The organism is Rhodococcus sp. 14C212 (assembly GCF_011058195.1).
GTDB classification, from domain to species: Bacteria; Actinomycetota; Actinomycetes; order Mycobacteriales; family Mycobacteriaceae; genus Rhodococcus; species Rhodococcus aetherivorans.
The window spans coordinates 35,912-61,689 of record NZ_JAALEH010000031.1 but is presented as its reverse complement, the minus strand read 5'-3'; the positions used below and the strand labels follow the sequence as shown (position 1 = coordinate 61,689).

Annotated in this window: 30 protein-coding genes and 1 pseudogene; 20 read left to right on the top strand and 11 right to left on the bottom strand. The window is 69.6% G+C overall.

Going from position 1 to position 25,778, the window contains the following annotated elements:
• Window positions 1–72: 72 nt before the first annotated feature.
• Window positions 73–198, bottom strand: coding sequence for a hypothetical protein (locus G6038_RS31885; protein ID WP_276613851.1), 126 nt, complete (start codon window positions 196–198; stop codon window positions 73–75).
• A 47-nt stretch (window positions 199–245) separates the two neighbouring features.
• Window positions 246–530 (bottom strand): annotated as a pseudogene (locus G6038_RS31380) (DNA topoisomerase IB); the annotation flags it as partial.
• Between the two features lie 115 nt (window positions 531–645).
• On the opposite strand from G6038_RS31380, the gene G6038_RS15585 reads away from it, so the two are divergent.
• The 3 genes from G6038_RS15585 (at window position 646) to G6038_RS15575 (ending at window position 3,590) form a co-directional block, all read left to right on the top strand.
• Window positions 646–2,133 carry an FAD-dependent oxidoreductase gene (locus G6038_RS15585; RefSeq protein WP_165038746.1) on the top strand — a complete coding sequence of 496 codons (1,488 nt, stop codon included), beginning with the start codon at window positions 646–648 and terminating at the stop codon, window positions 2,131–2,133.
• A 68-nt stretch (window positions 2,134–2,201) separates the two neighbouring features.
• A complete protein-coding gene (locus tag G6038_RS15580; RefSeq protein ID WP_165038745.1) occupies window positions 2,202–2,774 on the top strand; it encodes a type 1 glutamine amidotransferase domain-containing protein in 573 nt (190 codons plus the stop codon).
• 60 nt (window positions 2,775–2,834) lie between these two features.
• Window positions 2,835–3,590: a PAS and ANTAR domain-containing protein gene (locus G6038_RS15575; RefSeq protein ID WP_165038744.1), complete on the top strand. Its 756-nt coding sequence runs from the start codon at window positions 2,835–2,837 to the stop codon at window positions 3,588–3,590.
• On the opposite strand, the gene G6038_RS15570 is transcribed toward G6038_RS15575, so the two are convergent.
• From G6038_RS15570 to G6038_RS15560, 3 genes are all read right to left on the bottom strand, one after another.
• On the bottom strand, window positions 3,547–3,744 hold the full coding sequence (locus G6038_RS15570; RefSeq protein WP_165038743.1) for a hypothetical protein: 198 nt from the start codon (window positions 3,742–3,744) through the stop codon (window positions 3,547–3,549). The genes G6038_RS15575 and G6038_RS15570 overlap by 44 nt on opposite strands.
• Window positions 3,745–3,837: 93 nt before the next feature.
• Window positions 3,838–4,077, bottom strand: a complete 240-nt coding sequence (locus G6038_RS15565) for a CsbD family protein (RefSeq protein ID WP_165038742.1) — start codon at window positions 4,075–4,077, stop codon at window positions 3,838–3,840.
• 83 nt (window positions 4,078–4,160) lie between these two features.
• The gene (locus G6038_RS15560) at window positions 4,161–4,424 is read right to left on the bottom strand and encodes a DUF6480 family protein (protein ID WP_165038741.1); all 264 of its coding nucleotides are present in this window, start codon (window positions 4,422–4,424) and stop codon (window positions 4,161–4,163) included.
• 163 nt (window positions 4,425–4,587) lie between these two features.
• On the opposite strand from G6038_RS15560, the gene G6038_RS15555 reads away from it, so the two are divergent.
• The 4 genes from G6038_RS15555 to G6038_RS15540 all read left to right on the top strand — a co-directional run bounded on the left by G6038_RS15555 (window position 4,588) and on the right by G6038_RS15540 (window position 6,314).
• Window positions 4,588–5,055 (top strand): DUF4383 domain-containing protein, encoded by a 468-nt coding sequence (locus G6038_RS15555; RefSeq protein WP_165038740.1) that lies wholly within the window; start codon window positions 4,588–4,590, stop codon window positions 5,053–5,055.
• Between the two features lie 67 nt (window positions 5,056–5,122).
• Entirely contained in the window at window positions 5,123–5,365 is a 243-nt protein-coding gene (locus G6038_RS15550; RefSeq protein WP_165038739.1) for a hypothetical protein, read from the top strand.
• Window positions 5,366–5,390: 25 nt separating this feature from the next.
• A complete protein-coding gene (locus G6038_RS15545) occupies window positions 5,391–5,753 on the top strand; it encodes a hypothetical protein (protein WP_346772829.1) in 363 nt (120 codons plus the stop codon).
• Between the two features lie 99 nt (window positions 5,754–5,852).
• Window positions 5,853–6,314: a DUF4383 domain-containing protein gene (locus G6038_RS15540; protein ID WP_165038738.1), complete on the top strand. Its 462-nt coding sequence runs from the start codon at window positions 5,853–5,855 to the stop codon at window positions 6,312–6,314.
• 40 nt (window positions 6,315–6,354) lie between these two features.
• Here G6038_RS15540 and G6038_RS31880 read toward each other — a convergent pair whose 3' ends face one another.
• Window positions 6,355–6,654 carry an STAS domain-containing protein gene (locus tag G6038_RS31880; protein WP_346772828.1) on the bottom strand — a complete coding sequence of 100 codons (300 nt, stop codon included), beginning with the start codon at window positions 6,652–6,654 and terminating at the stop codon, window positions 6,355–6,357.
• A 407-nt stretch (window positions 6,655–7,061) separates the two neighbouring features.
• Between G6038_RS31880 and G6038_RS15530 the strand changes: the two genes are divergently transcribed.
• Complete coding sequence (locus G6038_RS15530; protein ID WP_165038736.1) at window positions 7,062–7,493, top strand: ATP-binding protein; 432 nt, start codon at window positions 7,062–7,064, stop codon at window positions 7,491–7,493.
• Window positions 7,490–8,287, top strand: a complete 798-nt coding sequence (locus G6038_RS15525; RefSeq protein ID WP_165038735.1) for a SigB/SigF/SigG family RNA polymerase sigma factor — start codon at window positions 7,490–7,492, stop codon at window positions 8,285–8,287. The genes G6038_RS15530 and G6038_RS15525 overlap by 4 nt, the downstream gene beginning before the upstream one ends.
• Window positions 8,288–8,309: 22 nt before the next feature.
• On the opposite strand, the gene G6038_RS15520 is transcribed toward G6038_RS15525, so the two are convergent.
• The 5 genes from G6038_RS15520 to aceA form a co-directional block, all read right to left on the bottom strand.
• Window positions 8,310–8,576, bottom strand: a complete 267-nt coding sequence (locus G6038_RS15520; RefSeq protein WP_161994996.1) for a DUF4235 domain-containing protein — start codon at window positions 8,574–8,576, stop codon at window positions 8,310–8,312.
• 69 nt (window positions 8,577–8,645) lie between these two features.
• Window positions 8,646–9,686, bottom strand: a complete 1,041-nt coding sequence (locus G6038_RS15515; RefSeq protein WP_165038734.1) for an NAD(P)-dependent alcohol dehydrogenase — start codon at window positions 9,684–9,686, stop codon at window positions 8,646–8,648.
• A gap of 88 nt (window positions 9,687–9,774) precedes the next feature.
• A complete protein-coding gene (gene metE, locus G6038_RS15510) occupies window positions 9,775–12,060 on the bottom strand; it encodes a 5-methyltetrahydropteroyltriglutamate--homocysteine S-methyltransferase (RefSeq protein WP_165038733.1) in 2,286 nt (761 codons plus the stop codon).
• 108 nt (window positions 12,061–12,168) lie between these two features.
• Window positions 12,169–13,065: a 3-hydroxybutyryl-CoA dehydrogenase gene (locus G6038_RS15505; RefSeq protein WP_165038732.1), complete on the bottom strand. Its 897-nt coding sequence runs from the start codon at window positions 13,063–13,065 to the stop codon at window positions 12,169–12,171.
• A gap of 120 nt (window positions 13,066–13,185) precedes the next feature.
• Window positions 13,186–14,475, bottom strand: a complete 1,290-nt coding sequence (gene aceA, locus G6038_RS15500; protein WP_165038731.1) for an isocitrate lyase — start codon at window positions 14,473–14,475, stop codon at window positions 13,186–13,188.
• Window positions 14,476–15,008: 533 nt separating this feature from the next.
• Between aceA and G6038_RS15495 the strand changes: the two genes are divergently transcribed.
• The 11 genes from G6038_RS15495 to G6038_RS15445 all read left to right on the top strand — a co-directional run bounded on the left by G6038_RS15495 (window position 15,009) and on the right by G6038_RS15445 (window position 25,732).
• Window positions 15,009–16,157, top strand: coding sequence for a globin domain-containing protein (locus G6038_RS15495; protein ID WP_165038730.1), 1,149 nt, complete (start codon window positions 15,009–15,011; stop codon window positions 16,155–16,157).
• A 59-nt stretch (window positions 16,158–16,216) separates the two neighbouring features.
• Complete coding sequence (gene ramB, locus G6038_RS15490; RefSeq protein WP_165038729.1) at window positions 16,217–17,629, top strand: acetate metabolism transcriptional regulator RamB; 1,413 nt, start codon at window positions 16,217–16,219, stop codon at window positions 17,627–17,629.
• A gap of 160 nt (window positions 17,630–17,789) precedes the next feature.
• Entirely contained in the window at window positions 17,790–18,704 is a 915-nt protein-coding gene (locus tag G6038_RS15485; protein ID WP_165038728.1) for a hypothetical protein, read from the top strand.
• A gap of 255 nt (window positions 18,705–18,959) precedes the next feature.
• A complete protein-coding gene (gene urtA, locus G6038_RS15480; protein WP_165038727.1) occupies window positions 18,960–20,228 on the top strand; it encodes an urea ABC transporter substrate-binding protein in 1,269 nt (422 codons plus the stop codon).
• A 37-nt stretch (window positions 20,229–20,265) separates the two neighbouring features.
• Window positions 20,266–21,150 (top strand): urea ABC transporter permease subunit UrtB, encoded by an 885-nt coding sequence (gene urtB, locus G6038_RS15475; RefSeq protein WP_165038726.1) that lies wholly within the window; start codon window positions 20,266–20,268, stop codon window positions 21,148–21,150.
• Complete coding sequence (urtC, locus tag G6038_RS15470; protein ID WP_165038725.1) at window positions 21,150–22,268, top strand: urea ABC transporter permease subunit UrtC; 1,119 nt, start codon at window positions 21,150–21,152, stop codon at window positions 22,266–22,268. The genes urtB and urtC overlap by 1 nt, the downstream gene beginning before the upstream one ends.
• Window positions 22,265–23,047, top strand: coding sequence for an urea ABC transporter ATP-binding protein UrtD (urtD, locus tag G6038_RS15465; RefSeq protein ID WP_165038724.1), 783 nt, complete (start codon window positions 22,265–22,267; stop codon window positions 23,045–23,047). The genes urtC and urtD overlap by 4 nt, the downstream gene beginning before the upstream one ends.
• 1 nt (window position 23,048) lies before the next feature.
• Window positions 23,049–23,741, top strand: coding sequence for an urea ABC transporter ATP-binding subunit UrtE (gene urtE / locus G6038_RS15460; protein ID WP_165038723.1), 693 nt, complete (start codon window positions 23,049–23,051; stop codon window positions 23,739–23,741).
• A complete protein-coding gene (locus tag G6038_RS15455; RefSeq protein WP_165038722.1) occupies window positions 23,741–24,430 on the top strand; it encodes a GntR family transcriptional regulator in 690 nt (229 codons plus the stop codon). Before urtE ends, G6038_RS15455 begins: the two co-directional genes overlap by 1 nt.
• A 5-nt stretch (window positions 24,431–24,435) precedes the next feature.
• Window positions 24,436–24,966: a carboxymuconolactone decarboxylase family protein gene (locus tag G6038_RS15450; RefSeq protein ID WP_165038721.1), complete on the top strand. Its 531-nt coding sequence runs from the start codon at window positions 24,436–24,438 to the stop codon at window positions 24,964–24,966.
• A gap of 70 nt (window positions 24,967–25,036) precedes the next feature.
• Window positions 25,037–25,732 (top strand): GntR family transcriptional regulator, encoded by a 696-nt coding sequence (locus G6038_RS15445; RefSeq protein ID WP_165038720.1) that lies wholly within the window; start codon window positions 25,037–25,039, stop codon window positions 25,730–25,732.
• Window positions 25,733–25,778: the final 46 nt, after the last annotated feature.

Here is a 25,778-nt window from a genome sequence, read left to right as displayed (position 1 = left end):
GGCCTCCTCGTCCGTGCCCGTGAGCGCCCCCGTCGGATACCCCTGCCGCGCCGACCCAACCCCGGGGCCGGGTCAGGCCCTGCGCAGCAACCGGATCACGGCGCGTTCGACGACCGCCCGGGACTCGTCCGGGTCGGTGCACCGTGCGGCTCGCCGCAGGGCGGCGCGGATCGTGCGGCCCTCCTCCCACGCACGCATCACGCGGGGATCGACGTACGACGCCCGCGCCACGGCGGGCGTGTTGCCAGCACCCGGTCGTGCTTCTCCTCGTCGCGCTCCTCGCGCCACCGCTGGTGGTACAGGTACTGCCGCCGGCCGGCGGCGTCGGTGCCCACGGCCTGGATGTGCCCGTCCGGGTGAGGGCAGATCCACACCCTGCGCCACCTCGGAGGGATGACGAGCTCGTCGATGCGGGCGAGCACGGCCTCGTCGGTCACGCGAACGCCGTCCGCGTCCAGGTAGGTGAATCCCCGGCCGCGCCGCACCCGCCGGATCCCGGGCCCGGACGTGTTGCTGCGCCGCAACCTCATCCCGTTCGCTTCCCCTCCCGTACCCGTGCACGGGCGCGTCGCGCCGCGGATACCCCGGTGGGCACCCGGGGAACCGCGCGGGTTTCCCGGGCGCGGCACGGGGCATCCCCCACAGGTGACCTCACTGTGGCTCTCCCGCACCGACACCGCCCGCATCGACGACACGCCGTGGCCCGGGGGCCCGGCCCGCTTCGACACCGTGGTGGTCGGCGCCGGCCTTACCGGCGTGGCCACCGCCCTCCTGCTCGCGCGCGCCGGACACCGCGTGGCCGTCCTCGAGGCCCGCACGGTCGGCGCCGTCACCACCGGCAACACCACCGGCAAGGTCAGCCTGCTGCAGGGCAGCACCCTCTCCAGCATCGCCCGGGGCCATTCCCGCGACGTCCTGCGAAACTACGTGGCCGGAAACCTCGAGGCGCAACGCTGGGTGGTGCAACTGTGCCGGGAGCGGGACCTGCCGCTCGAATCCACGGCCGCCTTCACCTACAGTGCCGGCGAGGAGGGCGTGGCCACGGTGCGCGCCGAGCACGAGGCCTGCCGCGCGGCCGGTCTCGACGCCCGCATGACGACGGAGACGGAACTGCCGTACCCCGTGGCCGCGGCGGTGACGCTGCCGGATCAGGCGCAGATCGATCCGATGCCGTTGCTGCACGAACTGGTCCGCGAATTGCGGGAGCGCGGCGGTGCCCTGTTCACCGGCTGCCGGGTCCGGAAGGTCCGCTCGGACCGGAACGGATGCGTGGCCGTCACCGATCGCGACGAGGTGCGGTCCGGGCACATCGTGCTGGCGACGGGGACGCCGATCCTCGACCGCGGCGGGTTCTTCGCCCGGCTCGAGCCCCAGCGGTCGTACGCGGCCGCGTTCGAGGTACCGGGCGACACTCCGAGCGGGATGTATCTGTCGGTGGATTCGCCCACACGGTCGCTGCGCACGGCCTACGGGGGCCGGTACTTCCTCGTCGGCGGCAACGGCCACACCGTCGGACGTGCACACGACCATCGCGGCGCCGCGGACGATCTCGTGGCGTGGACGGGGCGCCACTTCCCGGGCGCGAAGACCGTGGCGCGCTGGTCGGCGCAGGACTATTCGACGCTCGATCACCTGCCGTACGTGGGCCCGCTGCTGCCCGGCAACGATCGGCTGCTCGTGGGCACCGGCTACGGCAAGTGGGGCATGACGAACGCGGTGGCGGCGGCGCGGTTGCTGTCGGCCCGCATTCTCGGCGAGACGGCTCCGGAATGGGGGTCGGCGTTCCAGGCCTGGAGTCCCACACAGCTTTTCGATCTTCCGGCAGCGACCCGGCTCAATGCCGCGGTCGCGGTGGAGATGACGCGCGGATGGGTGCGGGCCGAGTTGTCCGGCGACGGCGCGTCCCCGCCGGAGGGCCGCGGCTCGGTGCGCCGCGAGAAGCTCCGCCCGGTCGGGGTGTGCACCGTCGACGGCACCACGCACCGGGTGTCCGCGGTGTGCCCCCACCTGGGTGGCGTGCTGCGGTGGAACGACGCGGAAGCCTCCTGGGACTGCCCGCTGCACGGCTCCCGCTTCGCCGCGGACGGGCGCCTGCTCGAAGGCCCTGCCACCCGGGATCTGGCGCAGGAGTGACGTTTCCCGGTCGCCGGCCTCGGGTACGCGATCGGGGAACCTGTCCACGACGAAAGGACGACTTCGCGATGAGCGACTCGGGAAACGGCCGGTTGGCGGGACGCACGGTCGCCGTCCTCGCCACGAACGGCGTCGAGGAGGTCGAGCTGGTGGAGCCGCGACGGGCGGTCGAGAAGGCGGGCGGCGCGGTGCGCCTGCTGTCGCTCGAACCCGGCGAGATCCTGGCCATGAAGTCCGACGTGAACGCGGCCGGCAGATATCCGGTCGACCAGGTGGTGTCGGAGGCGTCGGTGTCGGACTTCGACGCGCTGATCCTGCCCGGTGGCACCACGAACCCCGATCATCTGCGCCAGGATCCGGCCGCCGTGGCATTCGTGCGGGACTTCGTCGAGTCGGGCCGGCCCGTCGCGGTGATCTGTCACGGCCCTTGGACGCTGGTCGAGGCCGATGCGGTCCGGGGGCGGACGCTGACGTCCTACCCCAGTGTCCGCACGGACATCCGCAACGCGGGCGGGAACGTGGTCGACGAGGAAGTGGTGGTCGACGGGAACCTGGTGTCGAGCCGCAATCCGAAGGATCTGCCCGCCTTCTGCACCGCCCTCGTCGACGTGTTCGCGAACGCGGAGCAACACACCGGATAGAGCAGATCACTCACGCGATCCCGCGGCGGTAGTGCCCGTCACCGGAGGCATAATCGTTGCATGAGGGAACCGCTCGTGGACGCCGGCGACACCCCGGAGCGGGTGGACGACGCCTTCGAACGGGTGTTCGCCAGCGGGAAGCCGCAGCGGGTCGGAAGTTTTCGTTACCTGGTCCGCGAAGACAGCTGGGAATGGTCGGACGACCTCGCCCGGATGCACGGGTACGTCCCGGGAACCGTACGGCCCACCACCGACCTGCTGCTGAAGCACAAGCACCCCGAGGACAAGGCTCATGTCGCGGCCGTGCTGGGCGCCATGCAGCGCAACGGCGAGCCGTTCAGCAGCCGGCACCGGATCATCGACACGCACGGGACGGTCCGGCCCGTCGTCGTGATCGGCGACCGCATGCTCGACGAGCGAGGGCGGGTGATCGGCACGGCCGGGTTCTATGTGGACCTGTCCGACGCGTACGACGACGAGGTCCGGGAGAGCGTCGACGAGGCGGTCTCGGCGCTCGCGCACCACCGCGCGGTCATCGAACAGGCCAAGGGCATGCTCATGGTGGTCTACGGGATTCGGGCGGACCGCGCCTTCGAGATCCTCACCTGGCGGTCCCAGGAGTCGAATGTCAAGCTCCGCGCGCTCGCCGAGCAACTCGTCCGGGACGCCACCACCGGACTCGACGCACCGGCGACGTTGCGCAACGCATTCGACCATTTGCTCATGACCGCGCACGAGCGGGTCCCGTCACCGCGCAGGCCCGCGGGTCCGGTCACGGACTCGGCTGCGGAAGCTCGCACTCCACCTTCGGATTGACTCCGGCGTAGTTGAGTGGCCCCGCGATCACCGTCACCGCGACGGTGGCGAAGTCGGCGCAGTTCTGCTCGGCTTCCGTGAAGTACCCCCGCTGCCCGGCTGCGATCGCACCGATCACCAGCCACACCAGGACCACGAACGTCAGGATGCGCATCGCGTCTCCTCCGGGACGATGACCCGGGAGCCGAACGGCCCCCGGGTCGTGGACGAACGACGGGCACGACCGCCTGCGCGGCCGTTCACCGGTTCACTGCTGGTGCGAGCGCTGGCGAGCCTCGTCGACCTCTGCGTCGGCGCGTGCCTTCTCCGCTTCGGCTTCCTTCTTCGCGGCCTCACGCTGGCTCTCGGCCTTGTCCTGCTGTGCCCGTCCCTCGCGCGTGAGTTCGTCGCTGCCGGTGACGGCGCCGGCCGCCTCCTTGGCCTTGCCCTTGACATCTTCGACGACGCCCTTGACGCCTTCGCTCGGACCACTCGTGTTCTCTGCCATGCGAATCTCCCTCGTCGGGCGTTGCTCACCTACGAAACCCGAGTACCCCGCGGCGGGCCGGGCAAACCGTCCAGAACGGTGTGTCACATGAGGATGCCCACGATCGCCACGAGGAAGACGATCACGATGATCACCACGGCGGCGATCGTGAGGATTCCGGTGGGCGGGAATCGATTCCGCGTGCGCGGCTCGGGTGCCGACAGTCCGGACGTGGTGCCCGAGTCGGGCGGTGTCGAGCCGGGCGCGACGCCGCCGCCGGGTTCGAGGTCGGGCGTGCGGGCGGGGTCGGGATCGGTGCTGCGGTGCGCCTGCGGGTCGGGGACATTTCGCGGATCCGGGACGTTCATCGCCCTCTCCTTTCTCTCGATGGTCGGCGGCCCCGGGGAACCCGTCGACAGGCCTCGACCACCAGCGGACCACGTCCGTCGGGTTCCCGGCGGTCCGCCCGGTCAAACCGCATCGGGCAGCCGGCCCAAGGTTGGTGCCGCCCTTCGCGGGTACCCGCCGGACATGACCGAACCACTCGAGCCCGCGCAGCGCGCCGGCCAGCCGGAGAGCACCCGCTCCATCGTCCAGCTCGGCGCACTGTCGGCGGGCACGCTCTTCGTGGTCGTCGGGATCGCCGGCTTCGTCCCCGGGGTGACGAGCAACTACGACGAACTGGCCTTCGGCCACGAGTCCGGCGCCCTGCTCCTGGGCGTGTTCGCCGTATCCGTCCTGCACAACGTGGTGCATCTGGTCTTCGGTCTGGCGGGCGTGGTCGCGGCGCGCCGCGCAGATCTGTCCCGCTGGTACCTGATCGTGGGCGGCCTGATCTACCTCGCGCTGTTCCTGTACGGGCTGATCGTCCGGCCGGAGGGCAGCGCCAACGTCCTGCCGGTCAACGACGCGGACAACTGGCTGCACCTCGGCTTGGCGGTGACCATGCTCGGCCTCGGTCTGGCGGCACCGCGGATCCGGCCGGCGACGACGGTGTGAACCGTTTGACGTGACCGAACGTGGGGCACCCGTTCCGGGGGACAGGAACTCGGAGAGGAGGACCGTGATGGCCACGTGCGACACCTGTGGCAACGACTACGACAAGACCTTCACCGTCACCCGCGGCGACGTCTCGGGCACGTTCGACAGTTTCGAGTGCGCGGCACAGGCGATGGCTCCGCAGTGCGCCCACTGCGGTTGCCGCATTCTCGGGCACGGGGTCGAGGCCGACGGCACCATGTATTGCTGCGCGCACTGCGCCCGGCAGTCGGGTCAGGCCGCGCTCACCGACCGCGCCGACCGGACGTAGGGCCGACCGGACGTAGGGAGGTGCCGTGACGCAGGATGTGGAGAAGCGATGGCGGGACCCGCGCACCGCCCGCGCGGCGGTGCGGTACGCGGCCGTGATCGTCGCCGCCGCCCTGCTGCTGATGGCGGCGGTCGCGATCTGGGCCGCCGCGAGCGGTGACCGATGCGCCGACGAGGAATTCCTCGTGTGCACCGACCCTGCGCGGCTCGTCCTGGCCCTCGGCCCCACCGCGATCCTGCTCCTCGGGGCCGTCGGTGCGTTCGTGCAGACCTACCGGGTGTGGCGCGTGGGCGGAACGTGGCCGATCTGGCACGGCACGGGCTGGGGGCTGATGGTTCTGACCCTGGTGTACGGGTCGATCTCGTCCGGCGTCCTCGTCGCGGGCTGAGCCGCCGCTACGACGGTCGCGGTGGGGTTTCGGGGCGGCCCGCCCGGGCTATCCCTCCGTCCCGGGGCGCGGTGCCCCGCGCACCCCGATGGAGGAACGATGATCCGACCCAGCCCGTATCCCAGGGTGCAGCGCACCCGGATCCAGGGTTATGCCTTCGCGGTCGGCATCGTGTTCCTCCTGATCGGGGCGCTGGGATTCGTGCCCGGACTGACCAGCGGATACGGTTCGATGGCCCTCGCGGGGCAGGAGTCGAATGCGCATCTGCTGGGCTTGTTCCGGGTCTCGATCGCCCACAACGCGCTGCACCTGGCCTACGGTGCCGCGGGGATCCTTGCCGCCCGGCGGATCCGCGCGTCGCGGATCTACCTGATCGTGGGCGGCGCCGGGTACCTCGCGTTGTCGGCCTTCGGCATGCTCGTGGGCCACGACAGCGACGCCAATGTGGTGCCGGTCAACGCCGCCGACAACTGGCTGCACCTGGTGCTGGGCGTGCTGCTGCTCGTATTGGCGGTCGATCCCCGCGGCAACCGCCCCCCGAAGCTCCCGAAGCCGGTGTGACCCGCGCCCGGACCGGAGGACTCGCCTCGGGAGCGACGGATCAGGCCGGAACCCGCAGGGCGTGGATCGCGCTCTCGAGCGAGGCGTGCGCGTAGACCGGGTCGCCGAGCACCCGCAACAGCCGGTGTACCGGTCGCCCGGCCACGAGTGCCCACCGGGAACTTCGGCGCCGCGCCAAGGTGTCGAGCTCGTCGAACACGGTCAGTCCCGCCGACCCGAAGAACTCCACGTCGGAAAGATCGAGCACCAGGCGCGACGACGTGTGCAGCCGGTCGCCGGCGTAGCTGCGTAACGCCGGGGCGTTGCGCATGTCGAGTTCGCCCGCCACCGCGACCCGCACAAGGCCGGAACTGATTCTCTCGGTGGTGAAATCGGCCCCGGCAGACGTAAAGAAGGAGACCGGCGAGCAATCCGATCGGGTGACCCACAGCGAGGTGACTTTGCGCTGAGAAACGACAGACATGAGCTTCCCATCGTGGAAAGGGGATGGAAGCGTCGACAGAGCGGGGACCGCACCGACACCGGTCACCGCGAACGTGCGGCGCCTCCGAGTCAGGCTGTGTGCTCAACCTCACCCATACCCTACGGCAGCCCTTGCGGCACCGCAAAGGGCGGATCGGCCCGGCGCGGTGGGGCCCCGGACCGCACGCGTTCCGCATGATTGAGAACCCCGCGCCGCGGGTAGTCTCGCCATGAACACCCGCTCGCCCGGGGCCCCCAACCTGCCGCAACGGAGAAACGACACACATGGCGAACACGGCACCGATCGACTCGGCCCTCGAACGCACCCACCCCGTAGTGGAGTTGCGGGTACGGGCGGAACCAGGCCAGCTCCCCGTCCTGCGCGCGGTCGCCGCCGCCATCGCTCTGCAGCAGGGCTTCGACCTCGACGCGGTGGCCGACGTCAAGCTCGCGATCGACGAGGCGGGCACCCGGCTGATCACCCGGGCCCCCAAGGGCGCGACGTTGTCGTGCCGATTCCAGGCCATGCCGCCGGCACTGCGGATCAGCGCGTCCGCTCCCACGGTGGACGGTGGATTGACGGCGGACTCGCGGACCTTCGGCTGGCATGTGCTCAACGCGCTCGCCGACTCGGTCGAGGTGAAGGTGGACGAGACCGACGAGGGGTCCGTCACCACGATCGACGTGTCCCTGATCGACGGCAGCGCTGTTCTGTGACGGGGACCGGCGCCCAACGGCGCAGCGGCCGAGCCGCCGACGAATACGCCGACGTCATTCCGCGCTTCGAGGAAATGGCGACGTTCGACGAGGACGATCCCGCGCGCGGAGTCCTGCGGGACAGCCTGGTCGAACGATGCCTGCCACTCGCGGAACACATCGCCCGCCGGTTCGACGGCCGCGGCGAGGCGTTCGACGACCTCCTGCAGGTCGCCCGCCTCGGACTGGTCAACGCCGTGGACCGTTTCGACCCCGAGCGGGGCTCGGACTTCGTGTCCTTCGCGGTTCCGACCATCATGGGCGAGGTACGCCGGCACTTCCGCGACGCCGGTTGGGCGGTGCGGGTGCCGCGCCGGATGAAGGAGATGCATCTGGCGCTGAGCAAGGCGACCGGGGAACTGTCACAGCGCCTGGGCCGCGCCCCCACGGCTGCCGAACTCGCCGCCGAGCTGGACCTCGATCCGGAGGAGGTGGCGGAGGGCCTCGTCGCCGGCAACGCGTACCAGGCGGTCTCGGTCGACCGTCCGGCCCCGGCCGGGGACGACGGCGTCACCCTGGCGGACACTCTCGGCGACTACGACGCCGCGCTCGCGCACGTGGAGAACCACGAGGCACTGCGCCCGTTGCTGGCCGCCCTGCCGGAACGTGAGCGCACGGTCGTGCTGCTGCGGTTCTTCGGGAACATGACCCAGACCCAGATCGCCGAACGGGTCGGCGTGTCCCAGATGCACGTGTCACGGCTGCTGACGAAAACCCTCGCCCAGCTGCGCGAACAACTGGGCGAGGGCTTCTAGGACCCGCAGGCCCCGGGCGTCGTCATTCCTTCCCGGGCCAGGTGCCGGTGACGCGGCGGAAGCCCACCGCGCTCGCACGGTTCGCCGCCGCGCTCACCGCACCGAAGATCGCTCCCTGCACGGCGGCGGAGACCAGCACCTCCCGCCACCCGAAGCGACTGTCCATGGCCTCCGGCGGATCGTCCTGGCCGGCGCCGAGCGCCCACACCTTCCGGAACACCATGCCGGCGGCGACGCCCGCCAGGGAACTCACTGCGAGGCTCACGGGCCGGTACAACGCCTTCTTCACATTTCCTCCACGTCTCGAGGTACGTGGCGGGAGTACCCGGCCGCCGCGGTCTCACACCTGCCGCCCGGCTCAGATGGTGGCGGCGTCGATCACGAACCGATAGCGCACGTCGCTCGCGACGACGCGGTCGTACGCCTCGTTGATCCGGTCGGCCGAGACGACCTCGATCTCCGCCCCGATGCCGTGCTCGGCGCAGAAGTCGAGCATCTCCTGCGTCTGCGGGATGCCGCCGACCATGGAACCGGCGAGGCTGCGCCGGTTCTGCGCGAGCGAGAACGCCCGGACCGTGAGGGGGTGTTCGGGCAGGCCCAGCTCGACGAGGGTGCCGTTGCGGGCGAGCAGCGACAGGTAGGCATCCATGTCGAGGTTCACCGACACGGTGTTGACGATCAGGTCGAACGTGCCCCGCAGGTCCTTGAAGGTCTGCGGATCGGTCGTCGCTCGGTAGTCGACGGCACCGAAGCGCAGTCCGTCCTCCCGCTTGGCCAGCGAGTGCCCCAGCACGGTCACCTCGGCACCCATCGCCGCGGCGATCTTCACGCCGACGTGCCCGAGCCCGCCCATCCCGATCACGGCGACCTTCCTGCCCGGTCCGGCGCCCCAGTGCCGGAGCGGGGAGAACAGGGTGATGCCCGCGCAGAGGAGCGGTGCCGCGGCGTCGAGCGCAAGTCCCTCGGGGATCCTCAGGACGAAGTGCTCGGTGACGACGATGTGGGTGGAGTAGCCGCCCTGGGTCACCTCGCCGTCACGGCCGACGGCGTTGTAGGTGCCGGTGACCCGGTTGGTGCAGTACTGCTCGTCGCCGCTGGTGCAGGCCTCACACGCGAGGCACGAGTCGACGAAGCAGCCGACGCCGACACGATCGCCGACGGCATGCCTGGTCACCTCGGCGCCGACGGCGCTCACCACCCCGACGATCTCGTGGCCGGGCACGACGGGGTAGCGGGTGCCGCCCCACTCGTTGCGGGCGGTGTGGATGTCGGAATGGCAGATCCCGGCGTACCTGATCTCGATGAGCACGTCGAGCGGACCGAGCTCACGCCGCTCGATGGTGGTCTTGACGAGGGGGCTGTCCGCCGCGGTGGCGGCGTACGCGGCAACGGTAGTCATGCATACATGCCTACCGGCCGGCGAAACGACGCGCACCCGCGGGGCTGTCCGCGGGTGCGCGTCGGCGGGCGCGGTCCTGCCTGCCGGCCTACTGCCCGGCCGCGCGTCGCCGCAGACGACGTGCGGCAGCGACGAGGTTGCGCAGCGACGGCTCGAGCTGCCAGTAGTGCCGGGTCTTGAGCCCACCGTCCGGATTGGCCCACAAGCGGTCGAGTTCGACGGACTCCGCTGCGGTGCTGAGCAGTTCGTCGAGTTCGTCGATGTCGGGGATGCGCGCCGATCGGCTCTCGTAGACACCGGGGCCGACACCGTGCGTGAGGGCCTTGTCCTTGATGGCCTCGAGCACCCAGCGGATCGAGCGGGTCGCGACGATCGCCGTGACGTCCGCGTCGAGCCGTTCGATCGCGTCGACCACCGACGCCTGACCGGAGTAGGTCAGGTGCGTGTGGATCTGCGTCTCGGGCTTGGCACCGCCGGTCGCGAGCCGGAACGCGTCGACCGCCCAGTCCAGGTACTCGGCCCGGCCGTCCTGCCGCAACGGCAACAGTTCCCGGATGGCGGGCTCGTCGACCTGGACGATGGCGATGCCCGCCCGCTCGAGATCGGCGATCTCGTCGCGGATGGCGAGCGCCAACTGGTCGGCCGTCTCGTGCAGGGGCTGATCCTGACGCACATACGACCGCGCCAGCATCGTGACCGGGCCGGTGAGCATGCCCTTGACCGGCTTGTCGGTCAGCGACTGTGCGAACGCGATCCACTCCACCGTCATCGGCTTCGGCCGCACGATGTCGCCGTAGAGGATCGGCGGGCGCGTGCACCGCGACCCGTACGCCTGCACCCAGCCGAAGTGCGTCGTGGCGAAGCCCTCGAGCAACTCGGCGAAGTACTGGATCATGTCGTTGCGCTCGTGCTCACCGTGGACGAGCACGTCGAGGCCGATGTCCTCCTGCAGCCGGACGGTGGACTCGATCTCCTCCTGGATGCGCTTGACGTAGTCGTCCCACGACATGCGGCCCTCGCCCAGCTCGTAGCGGGCCTTGCGGATCTCGTCCGTCTGCGGGAACGACCCCAGTGTGGTCGCCGGCACCGGCGGCAGCTTCAGCCGCTCCTGCTGCGCGGCGCGCCGCTCCTCGTACGGGACCCGGCGCCGGTGCTCGGGCCGCAGTGCGTTGACGCGGGCGCGGATCGTGTGCTTCTGCTTGAAGTGCACCGACGTCGGCGGCTTGCGCCACCGCTCCTCCGCGCCGGTGGTCAGCGCCTTGGCGAGCGAGACCACCTCGCCCACCTTCTGCTTGGCGAAGGCCAGCCGGTCGGCCACGTCGCCGGGGATGTCGTACTCGGCGAGCACGTCGTAGGGCACGTGCAGCAGCGAGCACGACGTGGAGACCACCAGGTCGGGCGTTACGGCCGCGAGGCTGTTCAGGTACTCGAGCGTGCGGTGCCGGTCGGCCTTCCACACGTTGCGGCCGTCGACGACCCCCGCGTAGATGCGCTTGCGCTTGAGGCCCGGCACCGCGGCCAGCTCCTCCGCGCTCATCCGGCCGTTGACCAGGTCGAGACCGATGGCCTCGACCTTGGTGGCGGCCAGGATGGGCAACGCCTCGCCGAGGTGACCGTACGGGCCGGTGACGAGGAGGCGCGGGCGCAGCGGCGCGTGGGAGAGCGTGTCGTAGGCGCGCGCGAAGGCCGCGAGCTCCTCCGGGGTGCGGTCCTCGGTGAAGGAGGGCTCGTCGAGCTGCACGCACCAGGCGCCGGCGCGCGCGAGCTCCGCGAACAGCTTCTCGTACTCCGGCAGCAGCCGGTCGAGCAGCTCGAGGGTGGAGAACCCGTCCTGCTCCGACGTCTGCGAGACCTTGGACAGCAGCAGCAGCGACACCGGACCGAGTACGACCGGGCGCAGGTCGATGCCGCGGGCCTTGGCGCGCTCGAACTCGTCGAGTACCGCCGCCGAGTTCAGCGCGAAGGTGGTGTTCTCGTCGAGCTCGGGCTGCCGGTAGTGGTAGTTGCTGCCGAACCAGCGGACCAGCTCGAGCGGCGGGAAGTCCTCGCGGCCCCGGCACAGCGTGAAGTAGAAGTCGAGCGGGTCGAGCTCGCCGACGAGCGGGCGAAACCGCTCGGGGATCGCACCGAACAGCAGCGCGTTGTCGAGCACGTGATCGTAGTAGGAGAACGTGTTACCGGGCACCTGGGTGAGCCCGGTGGCGGCGAGCTCGCTCCAGGTGGACTCCTGGATCTCGCGGGCCACCGCGACGAGCTCGTCGCGGGTGCCGGTGCCGTGCCAGTAGGCCTCGAGGGCACGCTTGAGTTCACGACGGGGTCCGATGCGCGGATACCCGAGGATGCTCGAGCCGTATCCGTCTGCAGTGCTGGCCATTCGGGGTCGACCTTTCCCTCGATGCACCTCGCGCCCGTGTCCCGACAGTCAGCGCGACGGCTGTGCTGTCGGCACACGGGCGCCGAGGTGCGGTGTGGTGCTACCTACCTAGCTGACTTTCTTGGCGGCACGACCGTTGTCGGCGTATTCGTAGAAGCCGGCGCCCGACTTCTTGCCGACGAGGCCGGCCTCGACCATACGCAGCAGGAGCGGCGGAGCCGAGTACAGCGGCTCCTTGAACTCCCCGTACATCGAGTCGGCGATCGACTTGACCGTGTCCAGGCCCACCAGATCGGTGAGCGCGAGCGGACCCATCGGGTGCGCACACCCGAGGACCATCGCCTTGTCGATGTCCTCCTTGGTGGCGAAGCCGGACTCGACCATCCGGATCGCCGACAGCAGGTAGGGCACGAGAAGCGCGTTGGCGATGAAGCCGGCCCGGTCGGAGGACCGGACGACCTGCTTGCCGAGCACCTCGGAGGCGAAGGCCTCCGCGCGCTGGGAGACCACGGGGCCGGTCTTGAGCGTGGTGACCAGCTCGACCAGCGGCAGCACTGGAACCGGATTGAAGAAGTGCATGCCGATGACCCGCTCGGGTCGGGTAGTGGCGATACCCAGCTTCATGATCGGGATCGACGAGGTGTTGGACGCCAGGACCGCGTTCGGATCCGTGACGATCTTGTCGAGTTCCGCGAAGATCTCGGCCTTGACCTTCTCGTCCTCGACGACCGCCTCCACGACGAGCTGGCGATCGGCGAAGTCGCCGAGGTCGGAGGTGAAGCGCAGCCGCCAGGCGGCCTGCTCACGCTCCCGTTCGGTGATCTTGCCGCTGCTGACACCGCGGTCGAGGGACCGGAGGATGCGGGCACGCCCGGCAGCCGCGAGCTCGCGGGTCTGCTCGTACACAAGTACGTCGACATGAGCGCGTGCGCACACCTCGGCGATACCTGCGCCCATGATCCCGGCGCCGATCACGCCGACGCGCTGAATCTTTTCGCTGGTCACGTCAGCTCCTACTCGTCATGTGGGGGTCGTGAAAGGGGGTTCTGACAGGGGGTGGATACGGCGGCGGCGGGACCTGGTCGTCCGAGATCCCGCCGCGCGCCTACATCCGGTTGCCGGTTCCTAGTGGAACTGGCCCTCCTCGGTGGAGCCCTTCAGGGCGGCCGTGGAGGTGTTCGGGTCGACGGTGGTGGCGATGGCGTCGAAGTAGCCGGCGCCGACCTCACGCTGGTGCTTGACGGCGGTGAAGCCACGCTCCGCGGCGGCCTTGAACTCGCGCTCCTGCAGGTCGACGAACGCGGTCATGCCCTGGCGGGCGTAGCCGTGGGCGAGGTCGAACATGCCGTAGTTGAGCGAGTGGAAGCCGGCGAGGGTGATGAACTGGAACTTGAAGCCCATCGCGCCGAGCTCCTTCTGGAACTTCGCGATGGTCGCGTCGTCCAGGTGCGCCTTCCAGTTGAAGGACGGCGAGCAGTTGTAGGCGAGCAGCTGGTCCGGGAACTCGCTGCGGACGGCCTCGGAGAACTTCTTGGCGACCTCGAGGTCCGGCACGCCGGTCTCCATCCAGATCAGATCGGAGTACGGCGCGTACGCCTTGGCGCGCGCAATGCAGGGCTCGATCCCGTTCTTGACGCCGTAGAAGCCTTCGGCGGTGCGGGTGCCGTCGAGGAACTCACGGTCACGCTCGTCGACGTCGGAGGTCAGCAGCGTCGCGGCCTCGGCGTCGGTGCGGGCGATGACGACCGTCGGGACGTCGGCGACGTCGGCCGCGAGACGGGCCGAGGTCAGGGTGCGGATGTGCTGCTGGGTCGGGATGAGCACCTTGCCACCGAGGTGACCGCACTTCTTCTCCGACGCGAGCTGGTCCTCCCAGTGCGAACCGGCGACACCGGCCGCGATCATGGCCTTCTGCAGCTCGTAGACGTTGAGCGCGCCACCGAAGCCGGCCTCACCGTCGGCGACGATCGGGGCGAGCCAGTTGTCGACGGAGGTGTCGCCCTCGACCTTGGCGATCTCGTCGGCGCGCAGCAGCGCGTTGTTGATGCGGCGGACGACCTGCGGCACCGAGTTCGCCGGGTACAGCGACTGGTCCGGGTAGGTGTGGCCGGACAGGTTCGCGTCACCGGCGACCTGCCAGCCGGACAGGTAGATGGCCTTGAGGCCGGCGCGGACCTGCTGCACGGCCTGGTTGCCGGTGAGGGCGCCCAGCGAGTTGATGTAGTCCTCGTTGTTCACGAGGTCCCACAGAATCTCCGAGCCGCGGCGGGCGAGGGTGGCTTCCTCGACGACGGTGCCCTGCAGCTTGACGACCTGCTCGGCCGTGTAGTTGCGGGTGATCCCCTTCCAGCGCGGGTTGGTGTCCCAATCCTTCTGGATTTCCTCAGCGGTCCTCGGGGTGCCGGTGGTCGACATCTAAGCTCCACTCTCTAGATCGGATCCACGCTGAATGCTCTGCAGTACGTGCGTACTACTTCACATCCTTCGCGAACCTTTCGGATGTACCACTCGACAATGACACACCCGGAAAGTGCCGTCTACCTGTTGCTAGTGCCAATCTTCGCTAGTTTTTCCTCCGGCTTTGCAAAGGTTGTAAACCTTTGGCGCCTCCAACGAACCCGGCCCGGGACCCGATAGCTACCCGCCGGTAGCAATCACCTCGGCGTTGTACCGCCCGGTGGGCACACCGACCGGCGGCCGCCGACACCCCCGCACGCGCGGCCCACCAGCGACGGAGCCGTGGTGGGCGGCGGATTTTGTGACCGGTTTCACACATGAGGGTCCGGCAAATCGGGTAATCGCGCCGGTCGAATCGGCGGACGACCGAGATCGCTCGTCTAGCATGTTCGCGTTGACCAGTCGGGGTCGTTCACGTCACTCGGGCGTGCCCACTCCCCAGTCGCACACGAGCCGAGGAGGGCGCCATCCTTTCCGCCACGTCGAAGCCGGTGATCGAGGCCACCCTCCCGGTCGTCGGCGCCCACATCGGCCGGATCTCCGAAGTGTTCTACGAGAAGCTCTTCGCGGCCGCGCCGTCGCTGCGGACGGATCTGTTCAACCGCACCAACCAGGAGAACCGGGAGCAGCAGAAGGCGCTCGCGAGTTCGGTCGCCGCCTTCGCGACGCTGCTCGTCACCGAGGACGCCGCCGACATCGACGCGATCATGGCCCGGATCGCCGCCAAACACGCCTCGCTCGGCGTCCAGGCTCCTCACTACGACGTGGTCCGGCACCAGCTGTTCGCCGCGATCGGCGAGGTGCTCGGCGACGCGGTCACCCCCGAGGTCGCCGCGGCCTGGCGCGAGGTCTACACGCTGATGGCCAACTCGCTCATCGAGCAGGAGGCGGCGCTCTACGACAAGGCCGGTGTCCGGCCCGGTCAGATCTGGCGCGTCGTCGTGGTCACGGACGTCCAGTTCGACGGCGCGGAGGTCGCGACCCTGACCCTGCGCTCGCCCGACGGCACTCCGCTTCCGGATTTCCTTCCCGGACAGTACATCTCCGTCGCCACCACGCTGGGAGACGGCAGCCGGCAGATCCGCCAGTACACCCTCGTGCGCAGCCACGTCCCGGGCGAGTGGGCCGTCACCGTCAAGCGGGTCCCGGGCGGGATCGTCTCCCAGCTCCTCGTCGGGGGCGTCGGCATCGGCACCGAGCTCGTCGTCTCGCATCCGTTCGGCAGCCTCGTCGTCGAGGACGCCGACGCTCCCCTGGTGCTGATCTCCGCCGGCATCGGCATCACTCCGACGCTCGCGGCGCTGCAGCACCTGGCCGCGCACCGCTCCGAGCGCGAGGTCCTCGTCGTGCACGTCGACCGGTCGAGCTACGACCACGCGCGGCGCGCCGAGACGCAGGCCCTGGTCGACCGGCTACCGCAGGCCCGCATGCAGACGCGCTACTCCGAGTTCGAAGAGCTCCGCGAGGACGGCCACACCCCGCTCGACGGCGTCGCGTTGCCGAAGGATCCGCAGGTGTACGTGTGCGGTCCCGTCCCGTTCATGCGGTCGATCCGGCAGACGTTGCTCGGCGCGGGAGTGTCACCCGAGGCCGTCCACTACGAGGCCTTCGCGCCCGGGTCCTGGCTGGGGCTCGAGTAGAAAGCTAACGTTGCGAACCTGTCGTTGCAAAGCTGTGTAGACGCTCGTACGCTGGGCTGATGCCAAAGACGTTCGTCGGCGCCCGCCTGCGCCAGCTGCGCACCGAGCGGGGACTCAGCCAAGCGGCGCTGGCCAAGACCCTGGAGATCTCGGCCAGCTACCTCAACCAGATCGAGCACGACGTGCGGCCGCTCACCGTACCGGTCCTGCTGCGCATCAGCGAGGTCTTCGGTGTCGACACCACGTTCTTCTCGTCCCAGGACGACACCCGGCTCATCGCCGAGATGCGAGAGGTGGCCCTCGACCAGGAGATGGGCATCGACGCCGACGCCCAGGAGATCGCCGCGATGGTGTCGGCGCACCCCGGGCTGGCGCGCGCCATGGTCAACATGCACCGGCGGTTCCGCAACACCACGGCCCAGCTCGCCGCCGCCACCGAGGACCGCTACAGCGACGGCAGCGGCACCGGCACCATCACCATGCCGCACGAAGAGGTCCGCGACTACTTCTACCAGCGGCAGAACTACCTCCACGATCTCGACACCGCCGCCGAGGAACTCGCCACCCGGATCCGCTTCCACCGCGGCGACATCTCCGGCGGCATCATCAAGCGCATGGAGACGGTGCACGACGTGCAGCTCGTCCGTCGCGTCGACCTCGGCGAGAACGTCCTGCACCGGTTCGACCCCGCCACCCGAATCCTCGAGATCTCCGCGCGCCTGTCGGGTGGCCAGCAGGTGTTCAAGCTCGCCACCGAGCTCGCCTACCTCGAGTGCGGGGAGCTGATCGAGAAGCTGGTCGCCGAGGGCGCGTTCACCAGCGAGGCCTCTCTCGCCCTGGCCCGCCACGGCCTCGCCAACTACTTCGCCGCGGCGATCATGCTGCCGTACGCGCAGTTCCACGAAATGGCCGAGGACTTCCGATACGACGTCGAGCGGCTCTCCGCCTTCTACGCCGTCAGCTACGAGACCATCGCCCACCGCCTGTCGACCCTGCAGCGTCCGAAGCTGCGCGGCGTGCCGTTCTCGTTCGTCCGCGTCGACCGGGCGGGCAACATGTCCAAGCGCCAGTCCGCTACCGGCTTCCACTTCTCCACCAGCGGCGGCACCTGTCCCCTGTGGAACGTGTACGAGACCTTCGCGTACCCGGGCAAGATCATGACCCAGCTCGCGCAGATGCCCGACGGGCGCCGCTACCTGTGGGTCGCCCGCACGGTCGAGCGCCGCGCCGCCCGCTACGGCCAGCCGTCGAAGACGTTCGCGATCGGTCTCGGCTGCGAGTTGCGCCACGCGCACCGCCTCGTCTATGCCGACGGCCTCGACCTCGACGACAGCAATCCCGGTACCCCCATCGGTTCCGGCTGCCGTGTGTGCGAGCGGCTGAACTGTCCCCAGCGCGCGTTCCCGCCCCTCGGGAAGGAGCTCGTCATCAACGAGCACCAGAGCTCGGTATCCCCCTACCTCATCAAGTAACACCCGCGCGCGTGATCGTCGTACGCGAAAGCGATTGCATGCGCGCCTGACTGCGAAGTTCGCGGATCCTCCGTCCACAGGCGGACGGTTCATCCACAGATCGCCGCCTCGGGCCTCCGGCGGCGGACACAGCGCAGGTCTTCGGGGCACCCTCACACGCATGAGCGAACCTGTTCCGCTGCTGCGCCCTGCCGTGCTCGCCGCCGGCATCACCGATGCTGAACTCCGCCGCGGCATCCGCACCGGCGACCTCGAGCGGATAGTGCCCGGCGTCTACGTGGACCGGGAAGGTGCCGGGCAACTCGACGACGTGGGACGCCACCTGCTGCGTATTCGGTTGACCGCGGCGCGGTTGCGGGAGGGCGCCGCGATCAGCCACGTCTCCGCCGCCGTCGTCCACGGCTTCGACATCTGGCGCACCGACCTGTCCCGCATCCACCTGACCCGCGATCGCGCCTCGGGCGGTAGACGCAGCCCACGACAGCACATCCATGCCGCTTCGCTCGAGACCGACGAGGTCGATCTCGTCGACGGGTTCCGTGTCACCTCTGCGGCCCGGACGATCGCGGATCTGGCCAGGACGGTCACCGCCGAGGAGGCGGTGGTGACGGGGGACTCCGCGTTGCGCGGGCGCCCCAGCCTGCGGCCGGCACTGGCCGCCGCACTGCAGAGGGCCGGGGCGCGAACGGGAATCGCCGCAGCGCGCCGCATCGTGCCGTTCCTGGACGGACGCAGCGAGAGCCCGGGCGAGTCGATCAGCCGCCTCCGCATCCACCAGGCCGGGTTGCCGGCGCCCGCGCTGCAGCACGAAGTCCGGACGAGCGACGGCCGATTCGTCGCACGTACCGACTTCTTCTGGGAGGACTTCGGGATCGTCGGCGAATTCGACGGAATGGGCAAGTACGGTGCCGGCGATCCCGGAACCACCGCCGAGACGGTACGCCGCGAGAAGCTCCGTGAGGACGCCCTGCGTGACCTCGGTTTCGAGGTGGTCCGCTGGACGTGGGCGGATCTGTTCCGATTCCCGACGGTCATCGCTCGCTACGAACGGGCCGTCGCCCGATCGCGTCGCTGAGAACAGCCGCGAAATTCGCAGGCATCCGCATCGGCAATTGCTGGCGCGGACGGCTATTCGTGGTGTGGATAGGGTGCTACCTCGGCGTGTGCGCGTTCGGAAATCGGGCCGTAACACGGGTCACGAACTCGTCACCGCAGGACATTCCCATGCAACACCGGCCGCCTACTCTTCGGTCCACGGATACAGCGCTGTATACGCAGCCCGGATACATCGGGCCCCGTCCGGCTCCCATCTTCGAAGAAGGGCACCTCCATGCCAGTTGCCACGTCCAAGTTCGCCAAGCGCGCCGTCGCCGCGCCGGCCGCGCTGGCCGCCGTCGGCCTCGTGCTCAGCGCCTGCGGCAGCAAGGCCACCGAGAGTACCGACGCTGCCGGGTCCGCCTCGTGCGTCGACACCTCCGGCGACACGATCAAGGTCGGTTCGCTGAACTCGCTGTCCGGCACCATGGCGATCTCCGAGGTCACGGTGCGCGACTCGATCGCACTGGCCGTCGAGGAGATCAACGCGAACGGCGGCGTTCTCGGCAAGCAGATCCGGATCGTGGCCGAGGACGGCGCCTCGGAGCCGACGGTGTTCGCCGAGAAGGCCGAGAAGCTGATCAGCTCCGACTGTGTGGCCGCGGTGTTCGGCGGGTGGACGTCGTCGAGCCGTAAGGCGATGCTGCCGGTGTTCGAGGACAACAACGCGCTGCTGTACTACCCCGTGCAGTACGAGGGCCTCGAGTCGTCGCCGAACATCTTCTACACCGGCGCCACCACCAACCAGCAGATCGTGCCGGCGCTGGACTACCTGAAGGAGAAGGGCGTCGAGTCCCTCTACCTCGTCGGCAGCGACTACGTCTTCCCGCAGACCGCGAACCGCATCATCCGCGCCTACGCCGAGGCCAACGGCATCGAGATCAAGGGTGAGGACTACACCCCGCTCGGGTCCACCGACTTCTCCACGATCGTCAACAAGGTCCGCACCGCCGACGCGGACGCGGTCTTCAACACCCTCAACGGCGACTCGAACGTCGCCTTCTTCCGCGAGTACTCCAACGTCGGCCTCACCGCCGCCGACATGCCGGTGATCTCGGTGTCGATCGCCGAGGAGGAAGTGGTCGGAATCGGCGCGCAGAACATCACCGGCCAGCTCACCGCCTGGAACTACTACCAGACCGTGGACAGCCCCGAGAACACGGCCTTCGTCGACGCGTACAAGGCGAAGTACGGTGCGAACAAGCCGACCTCCGACCCGATGGAGGCCGCATACGCCTCGGTGTACCTGTGGAAGAACACCGTCGAGAAGGCGGACTCGTTCGCCGTCGCCGACGTGCAGGCCGCGGCCGACGGCGTCTCGTTCGACGCACCGGAGGGCACCGTCACGATCGACGGGGACAACCACCACATCACCAAGACGGCTCGCATCGGCGAGATCCGGGGCGACGGACTGATCTACACGGTGTGGGAGTCGAACGGCCCGATCGAGCCGGACCCGTACCTCGGGAGCTACGACTGGGCCGCCGGCCTGTCCGGCAGCTGACCACCGTGACCGGGAAGCCGACGAGAAGGGAGGCGACATGGATGTCGTTGTAGGACAGTTGTTCACGGGACTGAGCATCGGTTCGATCCTACTGCTGGCAGCGCTGGGCCTGTCGCTGACGTTCGGGCAGATGGGCGTGATCAACATGGCCCACGGCGAGTTCATCATGGCCGGCTCCTACACCGCGTACGTGGTGCAGCAGGTGGTCTCGGCCGCCGGGGTGTCCCTGCTGGTGTCGCTGCTCGTCGGTTTCCTGGTCGGTGGCGTGATGGGAGTGCTGCTCGAGCTCACCCTCATCCGCCGCATGTACCATCGCCCGCTCGACACGCTGCTGGTGACCTTCGGCGTGGGCCTGCTGCTGCAGCAGGCCGCACGTGACATTTTCGGCGCACCCGCCGTCAACGTGGTTGCGCCGCAATGGCTCTCCGGAGGCATGGAGATCCTCGGGGCGGTGGTGCCCCGGACCCGGCTGTTCATCCTCGCGCTCGCCGTGGTGTGCGTGGTGATCCTCATCGCGGCGATGAAGTTCACCCCGATGGGCCGGCGCATCCGGGCCGTCGTGCAGAACCGCGATCTCGCCGAGACCGTGGGCATCTCGTCGCGGCGCACCGACATCACCACGTTCTTCCTCGGCTCCGGCCTGGCCGGCCTGGCCGGGGTGGCGCTGACCCTGATCGGCTCCACCAGCCCCACCATCGGCCAGTCCTACCTGATCGACGCGTTCCTGGTGGTCGTCATCGGCGGCCTCGGACGGATCGAGGGCGCCGTCATCGCGGCCGTCGCGCTCGGCCTGCTCAACTCGTTCATCGAATACTCCACCACCGCATCGATCGCGAAGGTGATCGTCTTCGTGCTCATCGTGATCTTCCTGCAGGTCCGGCCGCAGGGCCTGTTCGCGGTCAAGACAAGGAGCCTGGTCTGATGCCTGCCCCGACACGTCTGCCGGCGCTCACCCGACCCGGACCGGCCCGCACGTGGGCCGGGTTCGCCCTCGCCGCACTCGTTCTGTTCGTCCTCGCCCCCGCCGTGCTGTCGGACTTCCGCCTGAACCTGCTCGCGAAGTTCCTGTGCTTCGCGATCGTCGCCGTGGGCATCGGTCTCGCGTGGGGCCGCGGCGGCATGCTCACCCTCGGCCAGGGCGTCTTCTTCGGCCTCGGCGCCTACCTCATGGCGATGCACCTGAAGATCGCCGACGCCGGACTGCGGGGCGACACCGTCCCGGACTTCATGCAGATCGCCGGCATCCGCGAATTACCCGGCTACTGGGCGCCTTTCGCGTCTCCGCTGGTGACGATCGTCGCGATCCTCGTGCTGCCCGCACTGGTGGCGGTGGTGCTCGGGCTCGGCGTGTTCAAACGCCGCGTCAAGGGCGCCTACTTCGCGATCCTCTCCCAGGCCCTGACCGCCGCCTTCGCGATCCTGCTGATCGGCCAGCAGTCGATCGGAGGATCGAACGGGCTCAACCGCTTCCGCAGCTTCTTCGGCCTGTCCCTCGCCGACCCGGCCAACAAGCGGATGCTGTTCTTCGTCGCCGCCGGCGTCCTGCTCGCCGTCGTCGCGCTCACCCGGCAGCTGATGTTCTCCCGCTACGGCGAGCTGCTCGTGGCCGTGCGCGACCAGGAGGAGCGGGTCCGCTTCCTCGGTTACGACCCCGCCAACGTCAAGGTCGTCGCCTACGCCGCGGCGGCCTTCTTCGCCGGCATCGCGGGGGCGCTGTTCGTGCCCATCGTCGGCATCATCTCCCCCGCCGACGTCGGCATCGTTCCCTCCATCGCGTTCCTCATCGGCGTCGCCATCGGCGGACGCACGACCCTGCTCGGCCCGGTCCTCGGCGCCATCGGCGTCGCGTGGGCCCAGACCGCCCTGTCGGAGAACTTCCCCTCGGCGTGGACCTACGCGCAGGGCCTGCTGTTCATCGTCGTCATCGGGTTCTTCCCCGCCGGCCTGGCCGGGCTGGCGACGTTGCGCCGGCGACGCACCCGCACCGGCCCGGCGCAGCCGATTCCCGAACCGACCACGACGAGGGAGCCGGTGAGATGACCGAACCCCACTACGGCGGCAACGCCGGCATGTCCAGCCAGTACCTCGAGATCCGCGACCTGCGGGTCGGCTTCGACGGCTTCACCGCAGTCGACGGCGTGGACCTCACCCTGTTGCAGGGCGACCTGCGCTTCCTCATCGGCCCCAACGGCGCCGGCAAGACCACCCTCGTCGACGCCGTCACCGGCCTGGTGCCGGCCACCGGGTCGGTCACCAAGTCAGGCGTCGAACTGCTCGGCAAGAAGGTGCACAAGATCGCCCGCCTCGGTGTGGGCCGCACCTTCCAGACCGCGTCGGTGTTCGAACAACTCACCGTGCTGCAGAACCTCGACATCGCCGCCGGCTCCGGCCGCTCCCCGTGGTCGCTGCTGCGCCGCCGCACCACGGTGCTGCCGCAGATCGAGGAAGCCCTCGAGACGATCGGCCTGGCCGACCTGCGCGACGTGCCCGCCGGCATCCTCGCGCACGGGCAGAAGCAGTGGCTCGAGATCGGCATGCTGCTCGTGCAGAACTCCGACGTGCTGCTGCTCGACGAGCCCGTCGCCGGGATGAGCCACGACGAACGCGAGGAGACCGGGCAGCTGCTGCGCCGGATCGGGGCGCAGCGCACCGTCGTCGTCGTCGAACACGACATGGACTTCATGCGCGCCTTCGCGACGTCCGTCACCGTCCTGGCCCGGGGCCGGGTCATCGCCGACGGCACCGTCGAAGAGGTGCAGAACGATCCCCGGGTCCAGGAGGTCTACCTGGGCACCGCGACCGCCGCGCAGGAGGCCTGACATGCTCGAGCTCGTCGACGTGCGCACCGGCTACGGCCGCACCGAGATCATCCACGGGGCCACCCTCACCGTCCCCGCCGACGGGGTCGTCGCCGTCATGGGCCACAACGGGGCCGGCAAGACCACCCTGCTGCGCGCCGCGGTCGGCCTGCTGCCCACCACCTTCGGCAGGATCGTGTTCGACGGCGAGGACGTCACCGCGCTACGGCCGTCCGCGCGCGTCGCCCGCGGCCTGGCCTACGTCCCCCAGGGACAGCAGTCCTTCGGGCAGCTCACCTGCGCCGAGAACCTGCAGGTCGTCGCCGACGGACGCAGACGCGGCAAGCAGCTCGTCACCGAGATGCTCGACCTGTTCCCCGCCCTCGTGCCGCTGCTGGACCGGCGCGCCGGCCTGCTCTCCGGCGGCCAGCGCCAGCAGCTCGCCATCGCCCGGGCCCTGATCACCGAGCCCCGCATGCTGATCCTCGACGAACCCACCGAGGGCATCCAGCCGTCGGTCGTCGCCGAGATCGAGAACACCGTCGTCGAACTCAGCCGGCGCGGCGATCTCGGGGTGCTCCTCGTCGAGCAGCACATCGGCTTCGCGCTGCACGCCGCCCAGCGGTACTACGTCCTCGAATCCGGCCGCATCACCGCCACCGGCGACGGCGGCACGGACGCCGCCGGTACCGTCCGCGCCGCCATGGCGATCTGATGAGCGCCGGTGGCACGCGGCGCGAGCGGGTCTACCGGGCGCTGCGTTCGGACCTGATGACGGGCGTCCTGCCGCCGGACGCACGGCTCGGCGAGGAACGTCTCGCCGAGCAGTACGGGGTCTCCCGCACGCCGGTGCGGGAGGCGCTGGCGCGGCTGGTGTCCGACGGGCTGGTCGAACGGCGCGAGCAGGGCCTGTTCCCGTACCGGCCGCGCTTCGACGACCTCGCCGATCTGTACGAGCTGCGGACCACGTTGGAGCTGCGCGGGATCCGGCGCGCGCTGGCCGATCCGTCGATCCGGCACGATCCCCACGTGCTCGGCGCCGAGCTCGACCGGTGGTATGCGCTGCGCCGTGACCTGCCCGAGCCGGATGCGGGCTTCGTCGGGCTCGACGAGCAGTTCCACCTGGCGTTGCTGTCCTCCGCCGGCAACCCGGCCCTGTGCGACGCGCTGGCTACCGTGAACGCGAAGGTGCGGCCCGTGCGCATGTTCGACTACCTGACGCACGACCGGATCACGGCGACCGTCGACGAGCACATCTGCGTGGCGGAGTCGGTGCTCGCCGGCCGCCTCGAGGACGCCCACGCCCAGCTCCTCGCCCACATCGACACGTCCCGGGCGGTGGTGGTGCAGCGCGCCGAGCAGGCCCGGACGATGGCCCGATTGGCGCGCGCCGTGCGAGACTGACCGGCATGTCACCTCGCATCCGGCCCGGACGGTTCAAGGAGCTCGGCCCGCTCAACTGGGCGACCTGGCGCGTGCTCTCGACGGTGGCCGGCACGAAGGACGCGCACCTGTTCAGCACCCTGGGCCGCACCGGTGGCCTGTTCCGCGGCTGGCTGCACTACTCCGGGAAGCTCATGCCGTTCGGGCGGTTGCCCCGGTTCGAATCCGAACTGGTCATCCTCCGCGTGGCGCACCTACGCGAGTGCGGCTACGAGCTGGACCATCACACCCGGCTCGGCCGCCGCGCCGGGATCACGCCGGAGATCCTGCAGCGCATCCTCGACGGGCCCGCGGCCCCCGGCTGGAGCCCGCGGCACCGGGCGATGCTCACGGCCGTCGACGAACTGGTCACCACCAGGGACCTCGGCGACGAGACGTGGCAGGCGCTGGCCGCTCACCTCGACGACCGGCGGATGATCGAATTCTGCCTGCTGGTAGCGCAATACGACGGCCTGGCCACCACCATCGGCGTGCTGCGCATCGAGCGGGACTTCTGAGAGCTCTTCCTAACCGCCGCTTTACCGCGGGCAATCTCGGCGAAACACGACGTCCATAGCGTATACAGCTATGTCGACACGTACGGATACAGCCACGGCGCAACCGCTCCGGACGCGGGTGTACCGGGAACTGCGCACCGAGTTGATGAACGGCTCGATCCCGGTCGGTGAGCGGCTGACCGAGCCGAAACTGTCGGCGCGCTTCGGCATCTCCCGCACCCCGGTCCGGGAGGCCCTCGCGATGCTGTGCGCGGACGGCCTGCTGCGCCGCGAGGAGTACGGATTCTCGCCGGTGCCGCCGAGCATCCCCCGCATCCGCGACCTCTACGAGCTGCGGATCACCCTGGAACTGCAGGGCATTGCGCGGGCGATCGACAATCCCGATGTGCGGCACGACCGTGCCGCCCTCGCCGCCGAACGCGAGCGGTGGGTGCGCCTGTCCGCCGACCCGCCGCAACAGGAACCCGGCTTCGTGGTGCTCGACGAGGAGTTCCACGTCGCGCTGCTCGCCGCATCGGGCAACGCGGAGCTGGCCGGCTCGCTCGAGTCGGTCAACTCCCGGATCCGGCACGTGCGGATGTACGACTTCATGGTCAACAGCCGGATCGAGACGTCGATCGCCGAGCACCTCACCATCGTCGACGCCGTGCTCGGTGACGACCTCGAGCGTGCCCACCGGTTGCTGCACCGGCACATCGGTGAATCCCTCGCAGTGGTGCTCGACCGGGTGACCCGCGCCGTCACCGCGATGTCGTTCGCTCGCTGACGTCCGGTTCCGCCCCGATATCTTCCTCTTCCCCGTCACCGAAGGA